Below are 22,431 nucleotides of genomic sequence, written 5' to 3' on the forward strand. Positions count from 1 at the left end.
CGCCTGCTATGAAACGCGAACTCGTCAAAGCCCGCCATGCTGAAGGTCAGATTGCGGCGACCCATGTCATCCAGAACCCCGCCGACCTGGGCGAGTGGATCGTATTCTTCAAGAAAAGCGGCGGTCGCAGCTACTTCCTGGTGGACGATCAGGATGAAGTCGAGTCATTCCCGCGCCTGGATGACCTGATCGAAATACTGCGTGGCCTGGGGATCAAGTTCGCCGAAGTGCACCTGTAGCACGCAGGCTTACTTGCAGACCACCACGACACTACGGCTCTTGAAGTTGCCCACATCCTGACCCAGGGTCTTGTCACTCTCCTTGAGCGCAGGCGTGCCATTGGTGCCGACGATACGGTAGCCGGTGCCCGCGCAGGACGCGTCGGCTTTCTCGTAGCAACTGGCCCATGAGTTGGCCTCGCCCGAACAGTCGATGGTCAGGCCTTGCTCGCCATTTTTCAGCAGGGTGTCGGACGTGGTGGTGCAACCGGCCAGCGCCAGTACCGCAGTCAGTGCCAGGATCTTGTTCATAGTGGGTCATCGTTAAGAGTAGTGGAGGGCGCTGACACTGTCGTGGGGCGTTGGCGCGGATTATAGCGAACTGCCACCAAGTGCACAGTCCCTGATACAAGATCTTCGACTGTGCACCCTTTGCCCTAAGCCAGGTAGGCGCCTCATGGCACCCCCATCACCAACACACCGCTACCGCTCGTTGCCCCTGGAGTGGGCAGGGAGCCCGCACGCCGAACCAGTGAAAACGTCACATCATCGCCGCCTACGCTATTGGTGATCTGGGTCCGGAATGAACCGTTCACCTGCACCGCAGTCCCCGCACGCACCATGGCTGTACCCACGTTCGGATTGGTCATCATCAGCAATCGATTGTCGAACGACGACTGTGTGCCTTTGTAGGTGATGGTGATGGGCGTGGTAATCCCGCCATCCGGGCACGAGTAGTTGAGCCTGCGGTTGACGCGAATAGAGGTTGTCAGGGGATCGCTACCTATGGCGCGCTGATGTACATCGCCGAAGTTGATCTCCATCGGATTGTTATTGTTGATCGTGCAGGTCGATGGAGACACTGTGAAGTTGTTGGCGGCGCTATAGGTGACAGTTACCTGCGGCCGGGTGTGATCCCAGTTGTTCGAACTGCTGATGCGCAACAGGCCGAGGTTGTCGCCGACGCGAACATCGATCGGGTTGGACGGGCCGCTGCGCATCAGGATGTACGGGGTAATATTGATAGGATAAACCACGCCGTTGTTGGGCATCGTCGCCACCCGGATACCCGGCGTAACTGGGGTATTCAGAAAACTCCCATTGATACGCAAACCGGTCCTTTCGCTGCTGAATTTGGGGCCGGGAGTCCAGGGTGTCCCCGAGGCGTTCCCCGTTGCCCAGTAGTCCTCCCCCCAGGCAGGACCCTGGCCGGGGGAATACCGGCATTCCAGCCTGGCACCCTCCAACATGATCCGGGTGCGGTCCGCACTCAAGGTCACCGTGACCGGTACATGCAGATTGGGGTTGCCCGTCTGCCAGGCACCGCCGTTAACCCGACAATCGACGGCCAGTGCGTTCGATGTCATTCCCATCAAGACGAGAAGCCCTGCGGCCCCATGCAGTCGTTTCATTGTGTTCTCTCGTTGCTCCACTATCGGTATTCCCACTTCTTTTGCCTGTTTCATGGCACACCCATCACCAGCACGCCGCTGCCGCTTATTGCCCCTGCCGTGGGGAGTGATCCCGCGCGGCGAACCAGTGAAAACGTCACATCGTCGCCACCTATGCTGTTGGTAATCTGGGTACGGAATGAACCGTTGACTTGAACCGCGGACCCCGCACGGACCAGGGCGGTACCCACGTCCGGATTGGTCATGGTCAGCAACCGGTTGTCGAACGACGCCGGGATGCCTTTGTAGGTAATGGTTATAGGGGTAGTGATGCCGCCATCCGGGCAAGAGTAAGTAAGCCTGCGGTTGGTGCGGATGGCACTTGTCAGGGGATCGCTGCCGATCGCCCGCTGCGGTACATCGCCGAAGTTGATCTCGATGGGGTTGTTATTGTTAATCGTGCAGGTCGAGGGGGAGATGTCGAAGTTGTTTGCGGCGGTGTACGTCAGTACGAGCCTCGTACTTCCCGAACTGTAATTGTTGGTCTGGTGGAGATTCAACGCGCCCAGGGTATCCCCTATTCGAACATCGATAGGGTTGCTAGGGTCGTTTCGCAGCAGGATATAGGGAGCTACATTGATGAGATACGCCCCGCTGTTATTAGGCATGGTCGCGATCCGGATGTTAAAAGGCACAGGCGTATTATGAAACGCACCGTTTATGCGCAGGCCGGTAGCTTGATGGGAAAATTTCGGGCCGGGCACCCAAGGGGGGCCGGCTTGCGCAGATGTTCCCCAATAGTCAATGCGCGTAGGGTGAGCAGGCGAGGGGGTGAATCGGCACTCCAACCATGCCCCTTCAAGGATCAGACGGGTACTGTCCGAACCCACGCGGACAGTGACCGGAACCTGTAGATTCAGGATCCCGCCGTCTCCGACATATTGCCAACCTCCGCCATTCACGCGGCAATCAGCCGCTCGCGCGACGGTGGAAGCACTCAGCAGGACGAGAAGCAAAATAGCGCCGTAGAGTCGTTTCATGGTTTTCTCTCGTTGCTCCTCTATCCGAACAGCGACCACAGGCATCCAGCCCCGTGTTGCGCCGCCCGGAAGAGATTCAAAGGTTTCCCAGCTGTTCTCAGCCTGGGAATGACTACGGATAGTCCAGCGTGAACGTGGATGTCACCGTGTATGCGCCATGCCCGATGGTCTGGTCCTGGATGGCCCGCGGCTCTCCCTTCACATAGGCCTTGAGTTCGATCACATTGTTGCCATCGCTCAACGCCTGTCTGTCGCTCACCGTATTAAGGGGCAGAGGCTTGTTAGCCAGTGTCTCGATACCCACGCCGATGCCGGAGGCGCCGCTGCCACCATCGAGCGCGAGCAATCCCGGCAGCGCCGGGTTTTCCCTGCCACCGAAGGTGATCGTGACGGTATTGCCCACCGAGGTGTCGCAGTCCACCAAGTGAAGCTTGAAGGCCTTGCCCAGTGATCGCGTGTTGAGGTACAGGTACTTGCTGGTCAGGTCCCAGAGTTCCAGGGTGATGGCCTCGTCACCGGGGCGAATCGTGCAAGCTTCTTCAACCAGGTTGCCTTTGAAACTGAGGTTGTCCGCAGCCTCGACGTCGGCGATCAAGCCCACACCAAGTACCAGTGCAGCGTAGGTCCAACCCTTGTGGATAGGTGTATGTCCCATGGTTCTCCAACTCCTACTGGTATTCGGCCAACAACGTGGCCACCGCGTTAAACCGGGCGGGGGTCAGGGTTGCGCCGGGTCGTTTGACCGGCACCACTTCCAATACCGGTGGCGACGACAGGCTGATTTCAAGCGGCGTATTGAGGGCAAACGGCTGGTTGTTCTGGAACACCCGGATGCCCAGCGCCGGCACACTGGTCTGCACGGCTGCGCCATCGAACGTCGTCGCAGTGCCGTTGACGCTCAACTTCAGCATCCAGGGCAGGGTATCGGTGCCACAGCTGATGGTGTAACTGAGGCCCTGGCGGTATTTCACACCGTCGACACGTTTTACCCCGACATCGCCAAAATCCACTTCAATGGTGTTGCCGGCATCGATGGTGCAGGGCGGCGGCTCGTTCAATGTGCCGCTGAACGTCAGGTTGGCCGAGGCGACATTGCACAGGCCGATGGCACACAGGGCGAGCAACGTTCTCTGCGGCCAAAAAGTCATGGTGCGTTTCTCTTCATGGTTGATCGGCTTCATTGGTAATCCACCACCAGGGTGGCGGTCGCATCGAATGCGCCACCGGTCAATTTGCTGCCTGGGCGTTTGACCGGCACAGCCTGTACCACTGGAAAGTTGGGATAGGTAAACCTCACCGCCGTGTTCAAAGGCCAGTCAGCGCCATTGACGAACAGCTTCACCCCGAGATCGGGCTTGCGCGTCACCAGCACCCGATTGTCGAACGCGGCGCCGGTGCCCTTGAGCTCCAGTGTCAGTGCATTGCTGTACGGCGCATCACAGGTGACGGTGTAGGGCACACCGCGGCGGTAGTTGACCCCGTCGATCCGTGAGGTCAGCAGGTCATTGCCAAACGGCACGTTGAGCGTACTGCCGCTGTTGATGACACACGGCGGTGGCGCAATGATCACCGCGCGGATCGTCAGGCTGGTCTCGGCCTGTACCGCCTGGCTGGCGGCCCACAGCAGGCCGCCCATAAACACGGCCCATGGGCCGTTTGACTTAGCCATTATTCTGCCCTTACTCATAATTGAGCCTGAAATCCACCACTGCCCGGAACGCCCCGCTGGTCAACGGCGCTGAGGTGCGCGTAGGTCTAACCTTCCAGGTCTGGGTGTTGCCGCCCAGAGGCAGGAACAAAGGTTCGCCCCGTTGGCCCAGGTTGACATCGCGCCCAAGCACATCGGTTAACTGCAGGCCCATCCCAGTGATGCCTTGCACCTTGACCAGGCGTGGATCATCGGCGTCGGCCGGTGCCAGGAACGCCACCGACAGCACCGGTTGAAAGGCACTCCAGGTCAGGTTCCCCGTGCGTTCGCTGCGGATGCTGCCGGCGATGCGGTTGCAATCGGTAAAGCGCAGTTGGAAAGGCACCGCCCTTGCCTGGTCCCCGGGCCGGCGCAACTGGCTGGTGGAAACATCGCCCAGGTCAATGGTCTGATGCAGCGAGGTCATCTCCAGGCTGCATGGGGTTTCATGCATGGACCCGGAAATATTCAGCCGTCCGCTCATGCCTTCTATATCGTCTTCGTCCTGGGCCTGTGCGCTGCCGACAACGGCCAGTAGCAGGCCGCCCAAGACCTTCACATAATGCGATTTCATCACTGACTCCGGCGGGCGTTACTGTGTGAGCGGGGCTGCTTGCGGGTTCACCTTGCAAGTCTCGCCGCTGCAGGTGAACGCCAGCAGCGGACGTCCGCCGTAGTCATTCACGTAGGCCAGGTAAGGGGCGGTGCCGAGTGCCTTGGCCGTCGGGCCCAGGGCCAGCGAGCCTTTAGGCGGTACCATCAGCGGCTCGAAACCCGGAACGGTCTTGCCGTCCTTGGTGCTGCGCGCATCCACCAGGGTCACGAAGTAAGGCGTCGGGTTGTTCACCTGGTAATGTTCGCCCTGCCGGGAGAGGGTCAGTTTTTCCTGCCAGGGGTTGGACAGGTCTTGCTGGCTCGGGGTGATGGCTTGCGGTCGGTAGAACAACTTGATGCGGGTCTGCAGCGCGATTTGCAGGGTGTTGGCTTTATCGCTGCGCGGCGGAATTTCCCGCAGGTTGAAGTAGTAGACCGTCTCTCGATCCTGGGGCAAGGCTTTGGCCGCGGGCAGCGCCTGGACTTTCACCTGGCTTTGTTTTCCAGGCTCCACGCGCTGCACCGGTGGCAGGACGATCAGCGGCGCGGTGATTTTCTGGCCTTGTTCATCTTCAATCCAGCCCTGGGCCAGGTACGGCAACTGGGTGTTGTTGTTGGTGATGTTCACGCTGGTGGCGTCCTTGCCGCCATCGAAGATCACGCGGGTACGGTCCAGCGCGATCGCGGCATTGGTGCCCTGGCTCAGGCTGAGGGCCAGCAATGCGAGGGACGAAAGGGTAAGGCGGGTGTTAAGGCTCATGAGGATGTGTGCTCCGTGGCGGTGGGCTTGCCGGTCAGCTCTGCCGGCGAGGACAAGGTTTGATCAGTGGCTACCATCCGGCAGTCCAGTTGCAGGGCATGGGTCAAGCCATCGACCGGCAAGGCCTGCGGCAGTGTGAGGACGCAGCGTGAGCGTTCGCCCCAGCTGACGAACATTTGCTCGCCGGCCTGGATACCGCTCAGGTAGACGCTGCCGCCATCATTCACAATGCCGGTGTCCTGCTGTTTGGCGTTCTTGACCTGCGCGCCGAAGGGCGGCGCACTGCCGTCTGATAGGCGCAGCACAGCCATGGCTTTCTCACCGGAAATCACCTCCAGGGACCGGTAGCCGATGGCGCCTTCGGTGAGGGTCACCTGCGTGACCGATTGGGTGGCCTCGACGTTCTTCGGCAGACGCTCCAGATCCACGCTGGCCGCCGTGCGCTGGTAGCTGCTCAGATCGGCAATTACTGCTTTGCCGAAGGCGTTGCTGCGGGTCGGCGTGCCGTAGCCGCGCACCGGCACATCGGCTACACCGCCGGTATCGACCATCAAGCGCGTGCCGCCCATGCTGCCGGTACGATGCAGCGCCGCGCCGTGGCGCGTGAGCGTGCCGCCGCCGCGAGCCGACATGCTCAGGCTGGTGTTGCCTTGCTGGCGACTGGCTGCGAGTGTCAGGTCAGCCTGCTCACCCGTGTGGCTCAGGTAACCACTGGCGGAATTGTCACTGGCACTGAGCTGGTAACTGTTGCGCTCATCCAGGCGATCGCTGTAGCGCGTTGAAAAGCCATTCTTGCCAGCGGCCCGGTTGGCATCCAGCGACAGGGTGCCGCTGCGCCCAAGCGGCAGGCTGACGGTCAGCGCCATGCCGTTATCCTTGTAGTTGTAGTCCTGAGTGCGATAAACGTTGAGGGACAGGCTCATGTTCTTGACAGTGCCGACATTGAAGTAACGAGACACTGACAAGTTCCAGCGCTGGCTGGCCGGCCGCGACCAGTAAGTTTGTTTGTTATAACTGGCGTACACCGTTGCGCCCAAGTCACGAAACTGCTTGTTGACGGTGGCGGTATACAGCGCCTTGCTGCCGCCAATCGGCTTGAATTCACCGGCGTATTGACCGAACTCGTCGTATTTGCCGCGTCCTGCGAGTTCGCCGTTCATGCCGTAGTGACGCGCATCCAGGTATTCACTCATGCTCAGGAAGTTCTTATCGGAAAAGCGATAACCGGCAAAGGTTACTTGGCTGTCATATTGTTCAAAGTTCTTCGAGTATTGCAGGCGATAGGATTTACCCGAGAGTGTTTGATTCCACACGTTGGCGTGGGACTGGGTGACGTCCAGGGATAAAGCGCCCAGCACCAGCAGGTCACGACCCGCACCGACAGTGGCCGCACGGTAGTTGTTATCGGTGATGGCGCCACCGAACAGCGACCAGCCATTGCTGATCCCCCAGGAGAACTCACCGGTACCAAAAAAGTTACCGTCGGCTCCATACTGAAGATCAGAAGGTCGTCCAGTCGCCAGTTTGTATCGAACCTGCCCGGGGCGCGTCAGGTAGGGAACGCCTGCGGTGTTGAGCTTGAAGGTCTGTACCGAACCGTCCTGCTCTTCCACACGCACATCCAGCGTCCCGGTCACCGCATCATTGAGGTCCTGGATGCGAAAGGGGCCGGCTGCCACCAGGGTTTCATACAGCACACGCCCTTGCTGGCTGACCACTACCCTGGCATTGGTCTTGGCCACCCCGACAACCTCCGGCGCATAGCCGCGCAAGTTCGGTGGCAGTTGGCTTTCGTCTGAATTCAACGCCGCACCGGTAAAGCGGAAGCTGTCGAACAGGTCCGAATACAGGTAGTTTTCGCCGACCACCAGCCGCGCCTTCAATGAGGGAATGGCGCGGTAGGCGTAGTAGCGGCTCCATTCCACCTTCTGCTCCCCGGCGGACCGATCCCTCGCGCTGTCGACGCGCCCCTGCCAATCGGCGCGCAGGCGCCAGGCCCCGTCATTGGCCCCCAGTGTGCCGTTACCGCTGAGGTGATTGCGCGTGCGCTCGTTTTTCTGGGCGTTGGACTGCGCCGTCAGGTTGTAGTCAACCAGCAACCCCGGCACCCCCTCATCCCAGCGCGCGGGTGGATCCCAGTTAAGTGCGCTGTACTCGAGATAGGCATGGGGCAGGTTGATGTCCAGCGTGGAGGTCGCCAGATCCGCGCTCACCTGCGCTCCCGGCAGGCCTTGGAGGTCCAGGCACTCGCCGTCTTTCCACGGGGTGAGCCTGGTGGCATCGGACGCCTTCAGCCCCAGCTGTTCCACCAGCGCGGGGGAAACGCAAGCCTGGCTTCCCTTGGGATCATCTTCTGGGGGGTAGAACGCCACCGCTTGCTCGGAAATTGGTTGGCCATTGATCTGCACGAACATCGTGTAGGTGCCGGGCAGAATGAAACCGCCTCGCGCAAACCGGGACAAATCAATATTGCTGCGATCATTCAGATCAAGAACGTCGGTATTGAATTCGATATCGCCGGCACCCAAGGCAGTGCCTGCCAGTGACATCAGCCCGCCAACCAGCCCGGGGCGAAGTGTATTTTTGATCTTCGACGCATTCAGCATGAAAGCAACCCATCAATGTTCAAAAGTATTCCAACTTGAACCGCACCGCGACACGGTGAGCACCTGGCGCCAGTGGCAGCCCGTTGCCGACCAGGCGGAGCGTGTAGTGAAGTGTGATGTCACCCTCAGCCAGGGGGTGCGGAGCCATCGGCTCGCCTGGCACGCTCTCCTGGCCAGCCGAATCCCAGATATGGAAGGCCACCCCCTGTGAGTCACCGAAGGCAGCAAAGGAACGGCCGTCCCTGTCGCGAGGGCCGTCAAACGTCACCCGCAGATGCTCCCAGTCAGGCAAGGTGGCGCCGGGGCGCGACGGGTCCGGGCGCGTCAGGGTGCAATTGACCAGGCGCAACTCAAACGGGTGCGGCTCTCCCAGCGCATTGCGCAGGAGCCTGCCTATGGGCTCGGGCGTCATCTCGATGGACTGGTCGGCACTGGTCAGTTCCAGGCCGCACGCAGAGTCGACGATCTCTCCACCGAGGGTAACGACGCCTTCGCCTTGCGACGGTTCCTGGGCAAACGCCCAGGGGCTGATGCACATCGTCAATGTGGAGGTGACTGCGAGGTTTAAGAGTGTTTTCACCGTTATCTCCCACCAATTCCCCCCGCCACCCATGGGTGGCGGGGGGAAAGCCTTACTGATAAGCCAGGGTGAAGTTGGTGACCGCGCTGAAATCACCGGGGACGATGTCGCCGGTAGCGGCGCCTTGAACGTAGGCACCGAATTCCAGGGTGTTATCGCCCGTGGAAATCGCCTGCGGGGTGGTGGCGACACCCAGCTCAACGGGCTTGCCGCCATGGGTCATCATGATGCCGATGCGGCCAGCGCCACCGACGGTGCCGATCGCGCCCGGCACATCGTTGGAGGGAGCGGCGGTGAACGTGGTGGTCACCGTGTTATCGGTGAGATCGGTCAGGTCGCAGCCTTCCAGTTCGATTTTCACGCTGCGGGCTTCAGACTTGCCGCCGGCCTGCAGTTGATGCTTTGCGATAGCGCCAAGATTGACGGTCTGGTCGATGGATTCAGGCTTGATTGAGCAGGCACCCGAGTGGACCGATCCCAAAAAAGTAACTGTTCCATCCGCCGCATGGGCAGCGGAGATCGAGCCCGCGAACAACCCGATGGTCAACAGCGCAGTTTTAAATTTAGTTTTCATTTGCAGATGCCTACATAAAAGATGTCATTGATTGAGCCTCGCCACGGTGTGTGCGGGACTTACTTCTTCGCTTCAAAAGTGGCTCGCGCAAAACCCGATCAAGCGTCTGCCGAGTTGTAGTCAAGAAAGTGTTTTTCCAACTACTTGCATTGCAATTTCGCGTCACATTTGAGGCGAGGTGATTGTCCACGCTCGCCTTGAGCAAGTAAGTCGCCTGATTCGCTAAGTCGTGTAGCTGCGCGGTATCACGTGCTATAGGAGGATTATGGCAATATGCCAAAACTTAAAGTTAAGCTGTAAGAGATGGACTACATGCGGCTTAATGAGAATATTTTAGTTGGATGGGGAGCTGTAAGAAGGGGATTACAACGCCTGAAAAATAACAGCGTCCAGGCGAGGCGAGCAACTTAGAGATGGTTTCAACGCACTACAGGATCGACGCACACAAAAAAGCCCCGTTAACCGGGGCTTCTTGTACTGCATTGGCGGCTTACTTGCCTTTCGGCCTTTTGCTCGATGCATGGCCCGCTTCATCCACAAACACTTCGGCGACCGCAATCGCCTGGCTTTCGGTGGCAAATGTCCCAGCAACGCTGTCGCCGTGGAAATTGATCAAGTGCCAGCCGTCCGCTCGCTGTGTGATCAGGTAGCCGTTTACACCTTTTGGTTCTGACATCTATTGGCAATCTCGTGGTCGGGTTCAAGCTGTCCATGATAGCGCCAAATACCCTGGGGGCGGGCAAGATGTTGCAGGTCAGTGCCCGGCGGCTGAAAGCGTGCTAAAACGGTTGGCAGCCTTTTAAATAAAGGGGGATGGCGTTTTTTTCCTGGCCATTGGTGAAGCCCTTTGTAAGATCAGCGGAACTTACGCCGACATTTTTTCTCTATGATGACATCGCAACGCCAGCAGGACCCATTGTAAGGTGACTGCGGCCTGATTAGACTGCGCCGAATTCCGTACGCACAGCCCTTTGTAAGGACTCATATGATCAAGAAATGCTTGTTCCCAGCAGCCGGTTACGGCACTCGCTTCTTGCCAGCGACCAAGGCCATGCCCAAAGAGATGCTGCCGGTGGTGAACAAGCCACTGATCCAGTACGGCGTCGAAGAGGCCCTGGATGCCGGCTTGAACGAAATCTCCATCGTGACCGGTCGTGGTAAACGCGCCCTGGAAGACCACTTCGATATCAGCTACGAGTTGGAAAACCAGATCAAGGGCACCGACAAGGAAAAATACCTGGTCGGTATTCGTAAGCTGCTCGACGAGTGCTCGTTCTCCTACACCCGCCAGACCCAGATGAAAGGCCTTGGCCACGCCATCCTCACCGGTCGCCCGCTGATCGGCGACGAGCCGTTCGCAGTCGTGCTGGCCGATGACCTGTGTGTGAACCTGGAAGGCGATGGCGTGCTGACCCAGATGGTCAAGCTCTACCAGAAGTATCGCTGCACCATCGTTGCGGTGATGGAAGTTGATCCATCTCAGACCAACAAGTACGGCGTGATCGCCGGTGACGATATCGGTGATGGCCTGATTCGCGTGCGCGACATGGTCGAGAAGCCAGCACCGGAAGACGCTCCGTCGAACCTGGCGATCATCGGTCGCTACATCCTGACCCCGGATATCTTCAAGCTGATCGAAGAAACCGAGCCAGGCAAGGGCGGCGAGATCCAGATCACCGACGCGCTGATGAAGCAGGCCAAAGATGGCTGCGTGATTGCCTACAAGTTCAAAGGCCAACGTTTTGACTGCGGTGGTGCTGAAGGTTACATCGAAGCGACCAACTTCTGCTTCGAGCACTTCTACAAGACTGGCAAGGCTTACTGATTCAAGCCTGTCGGTGTTTTAAGAGAAAGCCACCTTCGGGTGGCTTTTTCGTTTTTCAGCCCCATGTAAGTCGGTATGCTGGCGTTCTGCCGAGGAGAATGAAATGGCCTACGATTTTGACCTGTATGTAATTGGCGCCGGTTCCGGTGGTGTTCGCGCAGCGCGCTTTGCCGCGGGCTTTGGCGCCAAGGTGGCCGTGGCGGAAAGCCGCTACCTGGGTGGCACCTGCGTGAATGTCGGCTGCGTGCCGAAAAAGCTGTTGGTATACGGCGCGCACTTCGCCGAAGACTTCGAACAGGCCAGCGGTTTCGGCTGGTCGTTGGGTGAGGCGAACTTTGATTGGGCGACCCTGATCGCCAACAAGGATCGCGAAATCAATCGCCTCAACGGTATTTATCGCAACCTGCTGGTCAACAGCGGTGTAACCCTGCATGAAGGGCATGCACGCCTGGTTGATGCCCATCAAGTGGAGATCAATGGCGAGCGGTTTACCGCCAAGCATATCCTGGTCGCCACCGGTGGCTGGCCGCAGATCCCGGAGATTCCAGGGCGCGAACACGCCATTGGTTCCAATGAGGCGTTCTTCCTCAAAGAGCTGCCTAAGCGTGTGCTGGTGGTGGGCGGTGGTTACATTGCGGTTGAGTTCGCCGGCATTTTCCACGGCTTGGGCGCGCAGACGTCATTGCTGTACCGCGGCGACCTGTTCCTGCGCGGCTTTGATGGCTCGGTGCGCAAGCACTTGCAGGAAGAGCTGACCAAGCGCGGCCTGGACCTGCAATTCAATACCGACATCGAGCGCATCGACAAGCAAGCCGATGGCAGCCTCAAGGCCACTCTTAAGGATGGGCGTGTGCTGGAGGCCGATTGCGTGTTCTATGCCACCGGTCGCCGCCCGATGCTGGACAACCTGGGCCTGGAAAATACCGGGGTCAAGTTGGATGAGCGTGGTTTTGTCGCCGTGGATGAGCTGTACCAGACTGCCGAGCCGTCGATCCTGGCCATTGGCGATGTCATTGGTCGTGTGCAGCTGACGCCCGTGGCACTGGCCGAAGGCATGGCCGTGGCGCGGCGCTTGTTCAAGCCCGAGCAATACCGTTCGGTGGATTACGCCAATATCGCGACAGCGGTGTTCAGCCAGCCAACTATCGGCACCGTAGGCCTGAGCGAAGAGGATGCGCGTGCCAAAGGTCACAAGGTGCAGATTTTCGAAAGCCGGTTCCGGCCGATGAAGCTGACCCTCACGGACTGTCAGGAAAAGACCCTGATGAAGCTGGTAGTCGACGCCGACACCGACAAAGTGCTGGGTTGCCACATGGTTGGCCCGGATGCTGGTGAGATCGTGCAAGGCCTGGCGATCGCGCTCAAGGCGGGCGCGACCAAGCAGCATTTCGACGAAACTATCGGCGTGCACCCTACGGCGGCGGAAGAATTCGTCACCATGCGCACGCCTGTGGCCGACTGATCAGGTTGGCTCCGTTGCCTCTGGCGCCGTCGCAACGGCGGCCGCCAGGCGCAGTGCGTCGATACTCGCCTGGGCCTTGATCAGGTCCAGTTCCAGCGCCTTGTTGTGCCGTTGGTGCTCAAGCAGCGCCTCCTGGCGCGACTGACTGTCCTGCATGGCAACACGCAAGCGTTCCTGGAGCAGGGTGCGCTCGCTGTCGGTCCGGCTGAGCTGCTCGTTCAGTTTGAGTTGCGTGGCTTGATCCTTGCGCACCTGCTCTTGCAGCGCATTGAGTTCCTTGACCGTCACACGCTGCTCAATCAGCAGACGTTCATTGTCCCGATGCAGCTGGGTGATTTCATCCTGGCGCACCAGTGCGCTTTGCTGGGCCTGGCGCAGCTCGGCCTGGATCTGTTGCAACTGGCCTTCATGGCGGCGCTGCTCCTGTTCACGCTGTTCCTTGATTGCATTGCGGTAATGCTCAAGCGCATCCCGGGCATGCAGATGCTTTTCTTCCAGTGAGCGAATCTGCTCGTCCTTGTCGCTGATCCTCAGCTCGTAATCGCTGCACGCCTGGCTCAGCCCGGCGTTGCGGGTCTGTTCGGCCTGCAGGCTGGTGCTGGCGGTTTGCAGGGCGGCGCTTTCTTCCGTCAGGGCCGCGGCCTGGATATCCAATTGCTGCTTGAGCTGGGCGTGCGCCTCTTCCAAGGTTTCAACCTGGGCGAGCAGGGCGGCTTTCTGTTGTTCGAATTGCGCCAGGGCCAGGTCAATCGGCTCCTGGGCCTTCTCTTTCAGGCGTTGGGCCAGGCGTGCGACCAGTTCGCCCAGCTCGTCGTCGATCGGCGCTTGGGTGATCGCCTGGCGGGTCTCGCTCTCGTCCAGCTCCTTCAAATAGCGATGAATGGTGGTCTTCGAGCCCGTATTGCCCATCTCGATACGTACGGCATCGATGCTGGGGTTTTCGCCTCGGGCAAGGATTGCCAGGCGTGCCGTCTGGACTACTGCTTTGTTTATGCCGCCACGAGCCATGGGGTCTCCGTCGATTTGATGATGTAGTACGTATTATGTATATACGTACTATAGCATGTCTAAAAATTCGTTGAAATTCATGATTTAACAGACGGGATATTGGCGTATTATCCCGTGTCATAGCGATTTTCCTTGCCAACCCACCCGCCAACAGTACGAAAGACGCCGATGAGCGACCTGGATCGATACCTAAACGCCGCTACCCGCGACAACACGCGCCGCAGCTACCGGGCTGCCATCGAGCATTTCGAAGTGACGTGGGGTGGGTTCCTGCCTGCCACGAGTGACAGCGTGGCGCGTTACCTCGTGGCGCACGCCGGCGTGTTGGCGGTAAATACTCTTAAGCTGCGGCTCTCGGCCTTGGCGCAATGGCATGTCAGCCAAGGCTTCGCCGACCCAACCAAGGCGCCCGTGGTGCGCAAGGTGCTAAAGGGGATCCGTGCGGTGCACCCGGCGCGAGAAAGACAGGCCGAGCCTTTGCAGCTCAAGCACTTGGAGCAGGTCGTAGCGTCCCTCGAAAGTGATGCCAGGCAGGCCGCTGCGGATCAGGACAACCCTCGATTGCTACGCGCCAAGCGCGACACCGCGCTGATCCTGCTCGGCTTCTGGCGCGGCTTTCGCAGTGATGAGCTGTGTCGTTTGAGTATCGAGCATGTCCAGGCAGTGCCCGGCGCCGGCATCAGCCTCTACCTGCCACGCAGCAAAGGCGACCGGGACAATCTCGGCAAGACTTACCAGACCCCAGCGCTGCTGCGCCTGTGCCCGGTGCAGGCCTACAGCGAGTGGCTCAGCGTCTCGGCCCTCGTGCGCGGCCCGGTCTTTCGCGGTATTGACCGCTGGGGCAACCTGGGCGCGGAGGGCTTGCACCCCAACAGTGTGATCCCCTTATTGCGCCAGGCCCTTGAGCGCGCAGGCATTCCGGCTGAGCAATACACCAGTCATTCCCTGCGCCGAGGCTTCGCTACCTGGGCGCATCGCAGTGGCTGGGATTTGAAGTCACTGATGAGTTACGTCGGTTGGAGCGACATGAAATCTGCCATGCGCTATGTTGAAGCGACGCCATTTCTTGGTATGGCCCTGGCCACCCAACCGCTGTTGTGAGATTTCTTCTATTAATACTGTTACCTGATAGAGAAAGCCAATCGTCAACATCAGGTTTGCCAATGAGCCATCGACCGAGAGAGCCGGTAGGATTCACTTCATCAACTTACTAACCCCTGACGGAGAGTCAACGATGCCTATCATCAACAGCCAAGTAAAACCGTTTAAAGCCACCGCTTTCAAAAACGGCAGCTTCGTCGATGTGACCGACGCTGACCTGAAAGGCAAGTGGTCGGTGGTGTTCTTCTACCCAGCCGACTTCACCTTCGTTTGCCCAACCGAACTGGAAGACCTGGCTGACAATTACGCCGAATTCCAGAAACTGGGCGTCGAGATCTACAGCGTGTCCACCGACACCCACTTCGCCCACGCTGCCTGGCACAACACTTCGCCAGCCATCGGCAAGATCCAGTACACCATGATCGGCGACCCAACCCTGACCATCTCGCGCAACTTCGACGTACTGATCGAAGAAGCCGGCCTGGCAGACCGCGGTACTTTCGTGATCAACCCAGAAGGTCAGATCAAGATCGTTGAACTGAACGACGGCGGTGTTGGCCGTGACGCTTCCGAGCTGCTGCGCAAGATCAAGGCTGCTCAATACGTCGCTGCCCACCCAGGCGAAGTTTGCCCAGCCAAGTGGAAAGAAGGCGAAGCCACCCTGGCTCCGTCCCTGGACCTGGTCGGCAAGATCTAAGTCTGTGAAGACGTATCAAGGGCGGGAATCCGCACTTAAGTAAGCTGCATCCGCCCTCAAAACGCCCGGGCGAGATTCGCTCGGGCGTTTTTTTGTCTGCAATAAACCGAATCAATAGGAAATCGCCCGTATGTTGGACGCCAATCTTAAAGCTCAGTTGAAGTCATACCTGGAACGGGTCACCCAGCCGATCGAGATCGTCGCCTCCCTCGACGACGGCGCGAAATCCCAGGAAATGCTTGCTCTTTTACAGGACGTCATCAGCCTCACCACGCTGATTACCCTGAAAACCGATGGCGATGATGCCCGCAGGCCATCGTTCTCCATCAACCGCCCGGGTGCCGATATCAGCCTGCGCTTCGCCGGCATCCCCATGGGCCATGAATTCACTTCGTTGGTGCTGGCCCTGTTGCAAGTCGGTGGCCACCCGTCGAAGGCCAGTGTCGAGGTGATTGAACAGATTCGTGCCCTCAAAGGCGAGTTCAGCTTCGAGACTTACTTCTCGCTGTCGTGCCAGAACTGCCCGGACGTGGTACAGGCCTTGAACCTGATGGCCGTGCTGAACCCGAACATCCGCCACGTCGCCATCGACGGTGCGCTGTTCCAGGCCGAGGTCGACGAGCGCCAGATCATGGCGGTGCCGAGTGTCTACTTGAACGGGGTCAACTTCGGCCAGGGCCGTATGGGCCTGGAAGAAATCCTTGCCAAGCTCGACACCAGCGGCATCGAAAAAGCCGCGCAAAAGATCAGTGCAAAAGACGCCTTTGACGTACTCGTCGTCGGCGGTGGCCCGGCCGGTTCTTCGGCAGCCATCTATGCAGCGCGCAAGGGCATTCGTACCGGTGTTGCCGCCGAGCGCTTTGGTGGCCAGGTACTGGACACCATGTCGATCGAGAACTTTATCTCGGTACAGGAAACCGAAGGGCCGAAGCTGGCCAGTGCGTTGGAAGCGCATGTGCGCCAGTACGACGTGGACATCATGAATCTGCAACGTGCCAGTAGCTTGGTTCCGGCGAAAAATCCTGGTGAGTTGCACGAAATTCGCTTCGAAAGCGGCGCGACTCTCAAGTCCAAGACTGTGATCCTGGCCACTGGCGCCCGCTGGAGAGAGATGGGCGTTCCGGGCGAGCAGGAATACAAGGCCAAGGGCGTTTGCTTCTGCCCGCACTGCGACGGCCCATTGTTTAAGGGCAAGCGCGTGGCGGTGATCGGCGGCGGTAACTCTGGCGTTGAGGCTGCCATTGACCTGGCCGGGATCGTCAGCCATGTCACGCTGCTCGAGTTCGACAGCAAGTTGCGCGCTGATGCGGTATTGCAACGCAAGCTCTATAGCCTGCCGAACGTGGATGTGATTACCAGCGCGCTGACCAGTGAAGTCAAGGGCGACGGCCAGAAAGTCACCGGCCTTGCCTACAAGGATCGCGACAGCGGCGAGTTCAAGACCCTCGACCTGGAAGGTATTTTTGTTCAGATCGGCTTGCTGCCCAACACCGATTGGCTCAAGGGCACTGTAGAGCTGACTCCGCGCGGCGAGATCATCGTCGATGCCCGTGGCGAGACCTCATTGCCAGGCGTGTTTGCCGCCGGTGACGTCACTACTGTGCCTTACAAGCAGATTGTGATCGCAGTGGGTGAGGGGGCCAAGGCTTCGTTGAGCGCCTTTGATCACTTGATTCGTACGTCGGCTCCGGCATAACCGAGCCCTTGAAAAAAAAGCCCCATGATTGCTCGTGGGGCTTTTTGTTTTCTGTCGTGCGAGGATTACATCGGCGCTGGCTGGATAATCTCGACCCAGTAGCCATCCGGGTCCTTGATGAAGGCGAGACTCTTCATGCGGCCATCCGTCAAGCGCTTCTGAAAGTCGCAGCCCAGTGCTTCAAAACGCTCGCATGCCGCGACAATATCCGGCACCGAGATGCAGATATGGCCAAAGCCACGCGGGTCAGTATTGCCGTTGTGGTAAGCGAAGTCGGCGTCGTTTTCAGTGCCATGGTTGTGGGTCAGTTCCAGGATGCCCGGGATCGACTTCATCCACTGGGTGCGCTCTGCGGCGTCGGCCGGGATCTGGGCCTTGTCCACCAGGGCCAGGAAGTACAGGCTGAACTCGGCTTCCGGGAAGTCGCGTTTTTCAACCAGTGAAAACCCCAGGACACGGGTGTAGAAATCCAGTGACTGGGTGATGTTCTTGACCCGCAGCATGGTGTGGTTAAACACGAAGTTCGTCGTAGCGGTATCAGGCTGGGCGGTGACGCCCGGGAAATTATTCAGATCGTGCAGGCTCATGGGCCCTCCAGAAAAATGGGGCAAAGCGGTCCCTTGGCTTGCGGCAGCCTCCGTGCAGCCGGACCATGATACGCAAGGCCTGCCCGCTGCGCCAAATGAAAAAGCGCACGTAGCCCTTGCGACCCGCACCGGCTGGGCCGCAAACTTTGCTGCTTGAGCCTTGGGTGTTTTTTGCAATGATCGAGTTTCGTAGATTGCTGTTGAGCGCTGTGTGTGGGTTGCTGTCCAGTTCGTTGGTATTGGCCGCCGACCCGGAGATTCACTGGCCCAGTGGTTGGCAGGTCGAGGAAGTCGTGCCTGACGGCGAAACACCCGCCAAGCCCCAAGCGGTGTCGCGCCAGCGTGCGATCAAGAATGATGAAAATGGCGCGACCCTGATGGTTATGGAGTTGACCGGTACACCGATTGAAGTCGGACATAAAGTTAATCTTCCAGGCGTATTGCTGGAAATGCGCAAATCCATCCAGAAGGATTTTGCTCGAAGCGGTTATCAAAGCGTGTGCAGCAAGATGCACCCCAGCACATTGAGTCGTCTTGAAGCGCTCGAAACTACTTGTGTGATTACCGAGAATGGCCGGCACGTTCTGTCACAGACATTAGTCGGTGCAGTGGATGTCGATAAAGCCTATGTCTTTTCATATGCAGGCCAGGTGCAAGCCTATGAGGCAAGCAAGGATGAAGTGAGTTCGGTGCGTAATAGCCTGAAATTATGACTCGGCCAAGTTGAGCGAATCTGAACAAAGTGAGCGGTTGGAAAAGTTCGTTTTCGAACCTATAAAGCACAAGAGCCCCGCTTAGGCGGGGCTCTGTGTTTAGTGCCTGTTGATCAGCCGCGAAGCCAGGAATCTACAGTGGCGGCGCCGTACTCTTCTTTCCAGGCTTTAAGACCGCGGTGGTTGCCGCCCTTGGTCTCGATCAGCTCGCCGGTATGCGGGTTGTGGTAAACCTTGACGACCCGCGCACGCCGCTGCTTTGGTGCCGCGGCAACGGCTGCGCCGGCTTTGCGTGGGGTTGGGTCAAGAATGGCGATGACGTCGCGCAGGCTTTTGCCGTAGCTGTCCATCAGCTTCTTGAGCTTTTCTTCGAATTCGATTTCTTTCTTCAGGCCTGCATCGTTCTTCAAGGATTCCAGCTGCGCAAGCTGCTCTTGAAGGGCTTTTTCTGCTGCGCGAAATTCGGCGAGTCTGGACAAAATCTGTACTCCAATAGTGTAGTTGCTGATATCAACGGCAGACAAAGCTATAAGCCAGGAACGTTAAGGTAACTCAACGAAAAAGACCCCTCTGCGAGTTCTGCACAGGTAGGAAAAATTGTAGTAGTTAATCCATCTCGAGTAAATCATGTCTGCCGTCAAAATAACAATCTTTCATCGAAGGTGGCGCAGGGCTATTCAATGATTGCCCAACGAGTTAATGAACTCATCACAGGGTAACGGCCGGCCGAATAGATAACCTTGTAAGAAATCCACACCTTGGGCAACCAGGTATTCACACTGTTGTGCTGTTTCCACGCCCTCGGCAACAATGCCAAGGTCCAGCTTGCCGGACAGTTCTATGATGCTGTCCAGGATATGCCCCGACAGCGCATCCGCACCGATCATGGCGACAAAGCTTTGGTCAATCTTCAAGTAATCGACGTTGAAGTTGCGCAAGTAAGCCAGGCTGGAGTGGCCTGTTCCAAAGTCATCGATGGCGATCAGTACACCCAATTGGTGCAGGGCATCGAACAATTGGCGGGTGATATCGGTGGGCTCGATCAGCTCGCGTTCGGTCAACTCCAGCACCAGGCTTACCTGGCCAGGGGGGAAGGCGGCCAGGAACTCCCGACAGTCCTCCACCAGCGCCAGGTCCTGGCAATGGCGTGCGGTGATGTTCACGCCAATATGGAAGCCGGGGCTGAAACGCGCAGCGTGGGGCGCCAGTTGCGCAGCGGTCTGGCGCAGCAGGGCGCGGGTCATCGGCACGATCAGGCCCGAGTCTTCGGCCAGGGGAATAAACAGGTCCGGCCGCACCAGGCCCTCTTTTGGATGTTTCCAGCGCATCAGCACTTCACAGCCTGCCCATTGACGCGTGTCTCCGCGTACCACTGGCTGGAAATACGGGATGAATTCGTTGGCACTCAACGCACGCTGCAACTCCTGGGTGGGAGCGGACGAGCGTTTTTGCAACCAATGCGCGAGGATGCCGGCCAGTACGCCGAAGAACACCACCAGGCTGAAGAGCGCCGGGTAACGGGCCTGCATATAACGCCAGGTTTCTCCCTCCGGCATACCCGCCTCGACGCTGTAGTCATAACGCTTGGACGCCAGATAATGATGGGCCACGGCAAATACCGGCACCGCGCTGTCATGCACCTTGCCCTCGGCATCCAGCCAATGGGGGCCGACTTGCAAGACCAGATCGGCGTAACGGCTGATCAAGCGCAAGGCGTTGGTGAGATGGTAGCTGTCAATCGAGGCGAACGCGCCCTGGTCGCCTTCCACGAGGCGGTAGACCAACAGTGCGGTATCCGGCGTGACGGGGTTGCCGTTCATCAGCCATAACCGGCCATTGACGTAGTCATCCGGGTCGACCGGCGACTGATGGTTGCCGCCGAACAGCGAACTGCAATAAATGTTTTTCTGCCAGGACAGGGTGGTGGCGCGTACAAACGGGCGGCGCGTGACCTGTTCGCGCAGCGCCAGTTGCGCCTCGCTGTCACATGGCTTACCCGCCAAAGGCAACAAAGCCTGGGCGGCGAGGGCGGTATTGTCGAGCATCAGGTCGAACTGGCGCACCGCCTCTTGAGCGGTTTGGGCCGTGCTTTGCTCAAGCGTGCGTTCGGCTTGCCAGTAAAGAATTACCACCCCCAACAGAATGGGCAGCAACCCGCACAGTGTGCTGATGAAATAGCGGGCGGCTCGGCTTCGTGGACCTTTGGCGGTCAGGGGCATAGGGGGCAATCAATCGTGAAAAAAAGAGTGGTCTCTGCCGATGATAGATGGCATTGCACGGGGCTGCTCACTTGTTTAACACCTACTGACCTAGCCGTTCGGTCAGTTGTGGCGGGCACTTCAACTTGGCAACATAAACTTCGTTGCAAAACGTAAGAGACTCAGTAGCACTTAACCCCTACAGCCTCTTTCACAGCCACTCAGCCCAATTTTGGCGGGACGGTCGCGTCTCGCCCTTCGATTGATGAGTCATGGCTTGCAACACTTTCACTGACATTCACTAGGAAGTATCTGTAATGAAAACTATCGCATTGGCCGTTGTATTTCTGGCGGCCACCGGCGTTGCCGCTCTGCCTGCTGTTGCCGCAGACGGCAAGATCACCTTGACTGGTGAAATCACCGGCACCACCTGCAGCATCAGCGGCGGCACGGGCTCTGCGCCCGGCACCAGCCCGGACTTTTCGGTGCCACTCAACAAGGTCCAGGCCAGCGCGCTCAAGGCGCCAGGCCAGACTGCCGGGGCGAAACCCTATTACATTCATGTCGGTTCCTGCCCCAAGGATACAACCGTCGCCGTGATGTATGAGAGCAGCAGCCCCGCGATCAACCCGGCGACCGGTAACCTGGTCAACCAGGCACCCGCCAAGCCGACGCCTGCCACCTTCGTTGAGGTGCAACTCGTGGATGGCGTCACCCACCAGCCCATGGATTTGCGCCTGGGCCAGAACTCCAGCCCCGCGAAAGTCCCGGAAAGCGGCCAGGTGTCGCTGCCCTTTGCCGCCCAATACATCGCCACGGGCACCGCTACGCCAGGGCCGGTCAGCACCCAAGTGCTGTATTCGGTGACGTTCCCCTGATCGAGGCCCAGTTGCCTGGCCGTGCGCCAGGCAAGGACAGACAAATGCTTGCCCGAACATTGCTATTGAACCCCCTGCTGATCAGTGTCGGGTTGCTATCCGTCGCTCACGCCGGCGTAGTGATCGACGGCACGCGGCACATCTATCCGCAGCAGCGTCGAGAAATCACGCTGCGCCTGACAAATGACGATCAGCGGGCGCCCCGCCTGGTCCAAGTTTGGCTGGACCAGGGCGACCCGGCGCAAGACCCTTCCGACAGCGACGTGCCGTTCAGCCTGTCGCCGCCTGTGTTTCGCATGGACGCGGGCAAAAGCCAGGTGGTGCGACTGGTCTATACCCAGGACCCACTGCCGGATGACCGCGAATCGTTGTTCTGGCTCAACGCTTTGGAGATACCGCCCAAGGTCAACGTGGCACCGGGCAGCTCGCAAGAGGCCCCTTCGAACCACCTGCAGTTCGCTTTTCGTATCCGCACCAAAGTGTTTTTCCGCCCGGCCCGATTGCCGGGCTCCGCGGACGAGGCGCCCACCCAATTACGCTGGACCCTGCACCGGAGCGCCCAGGGACCGCTACTGGAAGTGCACAACCCATCGGCTTATCACGTGACCTTCAATGAGGTTGCCTTGGCCATGGGCTCAGGCCCGGGTGCTCGCCTGTTACCGGCGGGAGAGGGCATGGTGCCCCCCGGCGGCAGCCTGAAGCTGCCCGTCAGGGATGTCGCACGAGCAATACCTGCGGACGCCCAGGTGCATTTCAAATACATCAATGATTACGGCGCATTCTCCGTGCCGCAGCGTGCTCCACTGAAGTTCTGAT

At 58.9% G+C, this 22,431-nt stretch carries 25 protein-coding genes; 9 read left to right on the forward strand and 16 right to left on the reverse strand.

Annotation, left to right across the window (positions count from 1 at the left end; translation table 11 throughout):
* Window positions 1-8 precede the first annotated feature (8 nt).
* Window positions 9-239 carry a hypothetical protein gene (locus BLU48_RS10115; protein ID WP_043051522.1) on the forward strand — a complete coding sequence of 77 codons (231 nt, stop codon included), beginning with the start codon at window positions 9-11 and terminating at the stop codon, window positions 237-239.
* Between the two features lie 9 nt (window positions 240-248).
* Here BLU48_RS10115 and BLU48_RS10120 read toward each other — a convergent pair whose 3' ends face one another.
* From BLU48_RS10120 to BLU48_RS10175, 12 genes are all read right to left on the reverse strand, one after another.
* Window positions 249-530, reverse strand: a complete 282-nt coding sequence (locus tag BLU48_RS10120) for a hypothetical protein (protein ID WP_057023931.1) — start codon at window positions 528-530, stop codon at window positions 249-251.
* 143 nt (window positions 531-673) lie between these two features.
* On the reverse strand, window positions 674-1,630 hold the full coding sequence (locus tag BLU48_RS10125; protein ID WP_057023930.1) for a fimbrial protein: 957 nt from the start codon (window positions 1,628-1,630) through the stop codon (window positions 674-676).
* A gap of 50 nt (window positions 1,631-1,680) precedes the next feature.
* Entirely contained in the window at window positions 1,681-2,649 is a 969-nt protein-coding gene (locus tag BLU48_RS10130) for a fimbrial protein (protein ID WP_057024098.1), read from the reverse strand.
* A gap of 112 nt (window positions 2,650-2,761) precedes the next feature.
* Entirely contained in the window at window positions 2,762-3,304 is a 543-nt protein-coding gene (locus tag BLU48_RS10135) for a fimbrial protein (RefSeq protein WP_057023929.1), read from the reverse strand.
* A gap of 13 nt (window positions 3,305-3,317) precedes the next feature.
* Complete coding sequence (locus BLU48_RS10140) at window positions 3,318-3,797, reverse strand: fimbrial protein (RefSeq protein ID WP_057024097.1); 480 nt, start codon at window positions 3,795-3,797, stop codon at window positions 3,318-3,320.
* A 29-nt stretch (window positions 3,798-3,826) separates the two neighbouring features.
* Window positions 3,827-4,318, reverse strand: a complete 492-nt coding sequence (locus tag BLU48_RS10145; RefSeq protein ID WP_057023928.1) for a fimbrial protein — start codon at window positions 4,316-4,318, stop codon at window positions 3,827-3,829.
* 10 nt (window positions 4,319-4,328) lie between these two features.
* Entirely contained in the window at window positions 4,329-4,910 is a 582-nt protein-coding gene (locus tag BLU48_RS10150; RefSeq protein WP_046068222.1) for a fimbrial protein, read from the reverse strand.
* Between the two features lie 18 nt (window positions 4,911-4,928).
* Window positions 4,929-5,690, reverse strand: a complete 762-nt coding sequence (locus BLU48_RS10155) for a fimbria/pilus periplasmic chaperone (RefSeq protein ID WP_057023927.1) — start codon at window positions 5,688-5,690, stop codon at window positions 4,929-4,931.
* Window positions 5,687-8,296 (reverse strand): outer membrane usher protein, encoded by a 2,610-nt coding sequence (locus BLU48_RS10160; RefSeq protein ID WP_156422415.1) that lies wholly within the window; start codon window positions 8,294-8,296, stop codon window positions 5,687-5,689. Before BLU48_RS10160 ends, BLU48_RS10155 begins: the two co-directional genes overlap by 4 nt.
* A 19-nt stretch (window positions 8,297-8,315) precedes the next feature.
* The gene (locus BLU48_RS10165) at window positions 8,316-8,876 is read right to left on the reverse strand and encodes a fimbrial protein (RefSeq protein ID WP_043051527.1); all 561 of its coding nucleotides are present in this window, start codon (window positions 8,874-8,876) and stop codon (window positions 8,316-8,318) included.
* 52 nt (window positions 8,877-8,928) lie between these two features.
* Window positions 8,929-9,450 carry a fimbrial protein gene (locus BLU48_RS10170; RefSeq protein WP_043049883.1) on the reverse strand — a complete coding sequence of 174 codons (522 nt, stop codon included), beginning with the start codon at window positions 9,448-9,450 and terminating at the stop codon, window positions 8,929-8,931.
* Between the two features lie 490 nt (window positions 9,451-9,940).
* Entirely contained in the window at window positions 9,941-10,126 is a 186-nt protein-coding gene (locus BLU48_RS10175) for a hypothetical protein (protein ID WP_057012475.1), read from the reverse strand.
* A gap of 309 nt (window positions 10,127-10,435) precedes the next feature.
* On the opposite strand from BLU48_RS10175, the gene galU reads away from it, so the two are divergent.
* Together galU and gorA are read left to right on the forward strand one after the other, a co-directional pair.
* Complete coding sequence (gene galU / locus BLU48_RS10180; protein ID WP_043049885.1) at window positions 10,436-11,275, forward strand: UTP--glucose-1-phosphate uridylyltransferase GalU; 840 nt, start codon at window positions 10,436-10,438, stop codon at window positions 11,273-11,275.
* Window positions 11,276-11,378: 103 nt separating this feature from the next.
* A complete protein-coding gene (gene gorA, locus BLU48_RS10185; protein WP_057023926.1) occupies window positions 11,379-12,737 on the forward strand; it encodes a glutathione-disulfide reductase in 1,359 nt (452 codons plus the stop codon).
* Here the strand turns inward: gorA and BLU48_RS10190 are convergent, their stop codons facing one another.
* Window positions 12,738-13,745 (reverse strand): DNA-binding protein, encoded by a 1,008-nt coding sequence (locus BLU48_RS10190; protein WP_057023925.1) that lies wholly within the window; start codon window positions 13,743-13,745, stop codon window positions 12,738-12,740.
* 168 nt (window positions 13,746-13,913) lie between these two features.
* Between BLU48_RS10190 and BLU48_RS10195 the strand changes: the two genes are divergently transcribed.
* The 3 genes from BLU48_RS10195 to ahpF all read left to right on the forward strand — a co-directional run bounded on the left by BLU48_RS10195 (window position 13,914) and on the right by ahpF (window position 17,239).
* Window positions 13,914-14,846, forward strand: a complete 933-nt coding sequence (locus BLU48_RS10195) for a site-specific integrase (RefSeq protein WP_057023924.1) — start codon at window positions 13,914-13,916, stop codon at window positions 14,844-14,846.
* Window positions 14,847-14,979: 133 nt separating this feature from the next.
* Window positions 14,980-15,543: an alkyl hydroperoxide reductase subunit C gene (gene ahpC / locus BLU48_RS10200; RefSeq protein ID WP_003191303.1), complete on the forward strand. Its 564-nt coding sequence runs from the start codon at window positions 14,980-14,982 to the stop codon at window positions 15,541-15,543.
* Window positions 15,544-15,673: 130 nt separating this feature from the next.
* Window positions 15,674-17,239, forward strand: coding sequence for an alkyl hydroperoxide reductase subunit F (ahpF, locus tag BLU48_RS10205; RefSeq protein ID WP_057023923.1), 1,566 nt, complete (start codon window positions 15,674-15,676; stop codon window positions 17,237-17,239).
* 65 nt (window positions 17,240-17,304) lie between these two features.
* On the opposite strand, the gene gloA is transcribed toward ahpF, so the two are convergent.
* On the reverse strand, window positions 17,305-17,826 hold the full coding sequence (gene gloA / locus BLU48_RS10210) for a lactoylglutathione lyase (RefSeq protein ID WP_057023922.1): 522 nt from the start codon (window positions 17,824-17,826) through the stop codon (window positions 17,305-17,307).
* 176 nt (window positions 17,827-18,002) lie between these two features.
* Between gloA and BLU48_RS10215 the strand changes: the two genes are divergently transcribed.
* Window positions 18,003-18,539, forward strand: coding sequence for a DUF4946 domain-containing protein (locus BLU48_RS10215; RefSeq protein WP_057024095.1), 537 nt, complete (start codon window positions 18,003-18,005; stop codon window positions 18,537-18,539).
* 113 nt (window positions 18,540-18,652) lie between these two features.
* Here BLU48_RS10215 and BLU48_RS10220 read toward each other — a convergent pair whose 3' ends face one another.
* Together BLU48_RS10220 and BLU48_RS10225 are read right to left on the reverse strand one after the other, a co-directional pair.
* Entirely contained in the window at window positions 18,653-19,018 is a 366-nt protein-coding gene (locus BLU48_RS10220) for a histone-like nucleoid-structuring protein, MvaT/MvaU family (protein ID WP_057012468.1), read from the reverse strand.
* Window positions 19,019-19,216: 198 nt separating this feature from the next.
* Window positions 19,217-20,758, reverse strand: coding sequence for an EAL domain-containing protein (locus BLU48_RS10225; RefSeq protein WP_057023921.1), 1,542 nt, complete (start codon window positions 20,756-20,758; stop codon window positions 19,217-19,219).
* 296 nt (window positions 20,759-21,054) lie between these two features.
* Here BLU48_RS10225 and BLU48_RS10230 point away from each other — a divergent pair, with 296 nt between their 5' ends.
* Complete coding sequence (locus tag BLU48_RS10230; protein WP_057023920.1) at window positions 21,055-21,615, forward strand: fimbrial protein; 561 nt, start codon at window positions 21,055-21,057, stop codon at window positions 21,613-21,615.
* A 44-nt stretch (window positions 21,616-21,659) separates the two neighbouring features.
* Window positions 21,660-22,430, forward strand: a complete 771-nt coding sequence (locus BLU48_RS10235; RefSeq protein ID WP_057023919.1) for a fimbrial biogenesis chaperone — start codon at window positions 21,660-21,662, stop codon at window positions 22,428-22,430.
* The last annotated feature ends 1 nt before the right edge of the window (window position 22,431 follow it).

Source organism: Pseudomonas synxantha (assembly GCF_900105675.1).
Classification (GTDB): Bacteria; Pseudomonadota; Gammaproteobacteria; order Pseudomonadales; family Pseudomonadaceae; genus Aquipseudomonas; species Aquipseudomonas synxantha.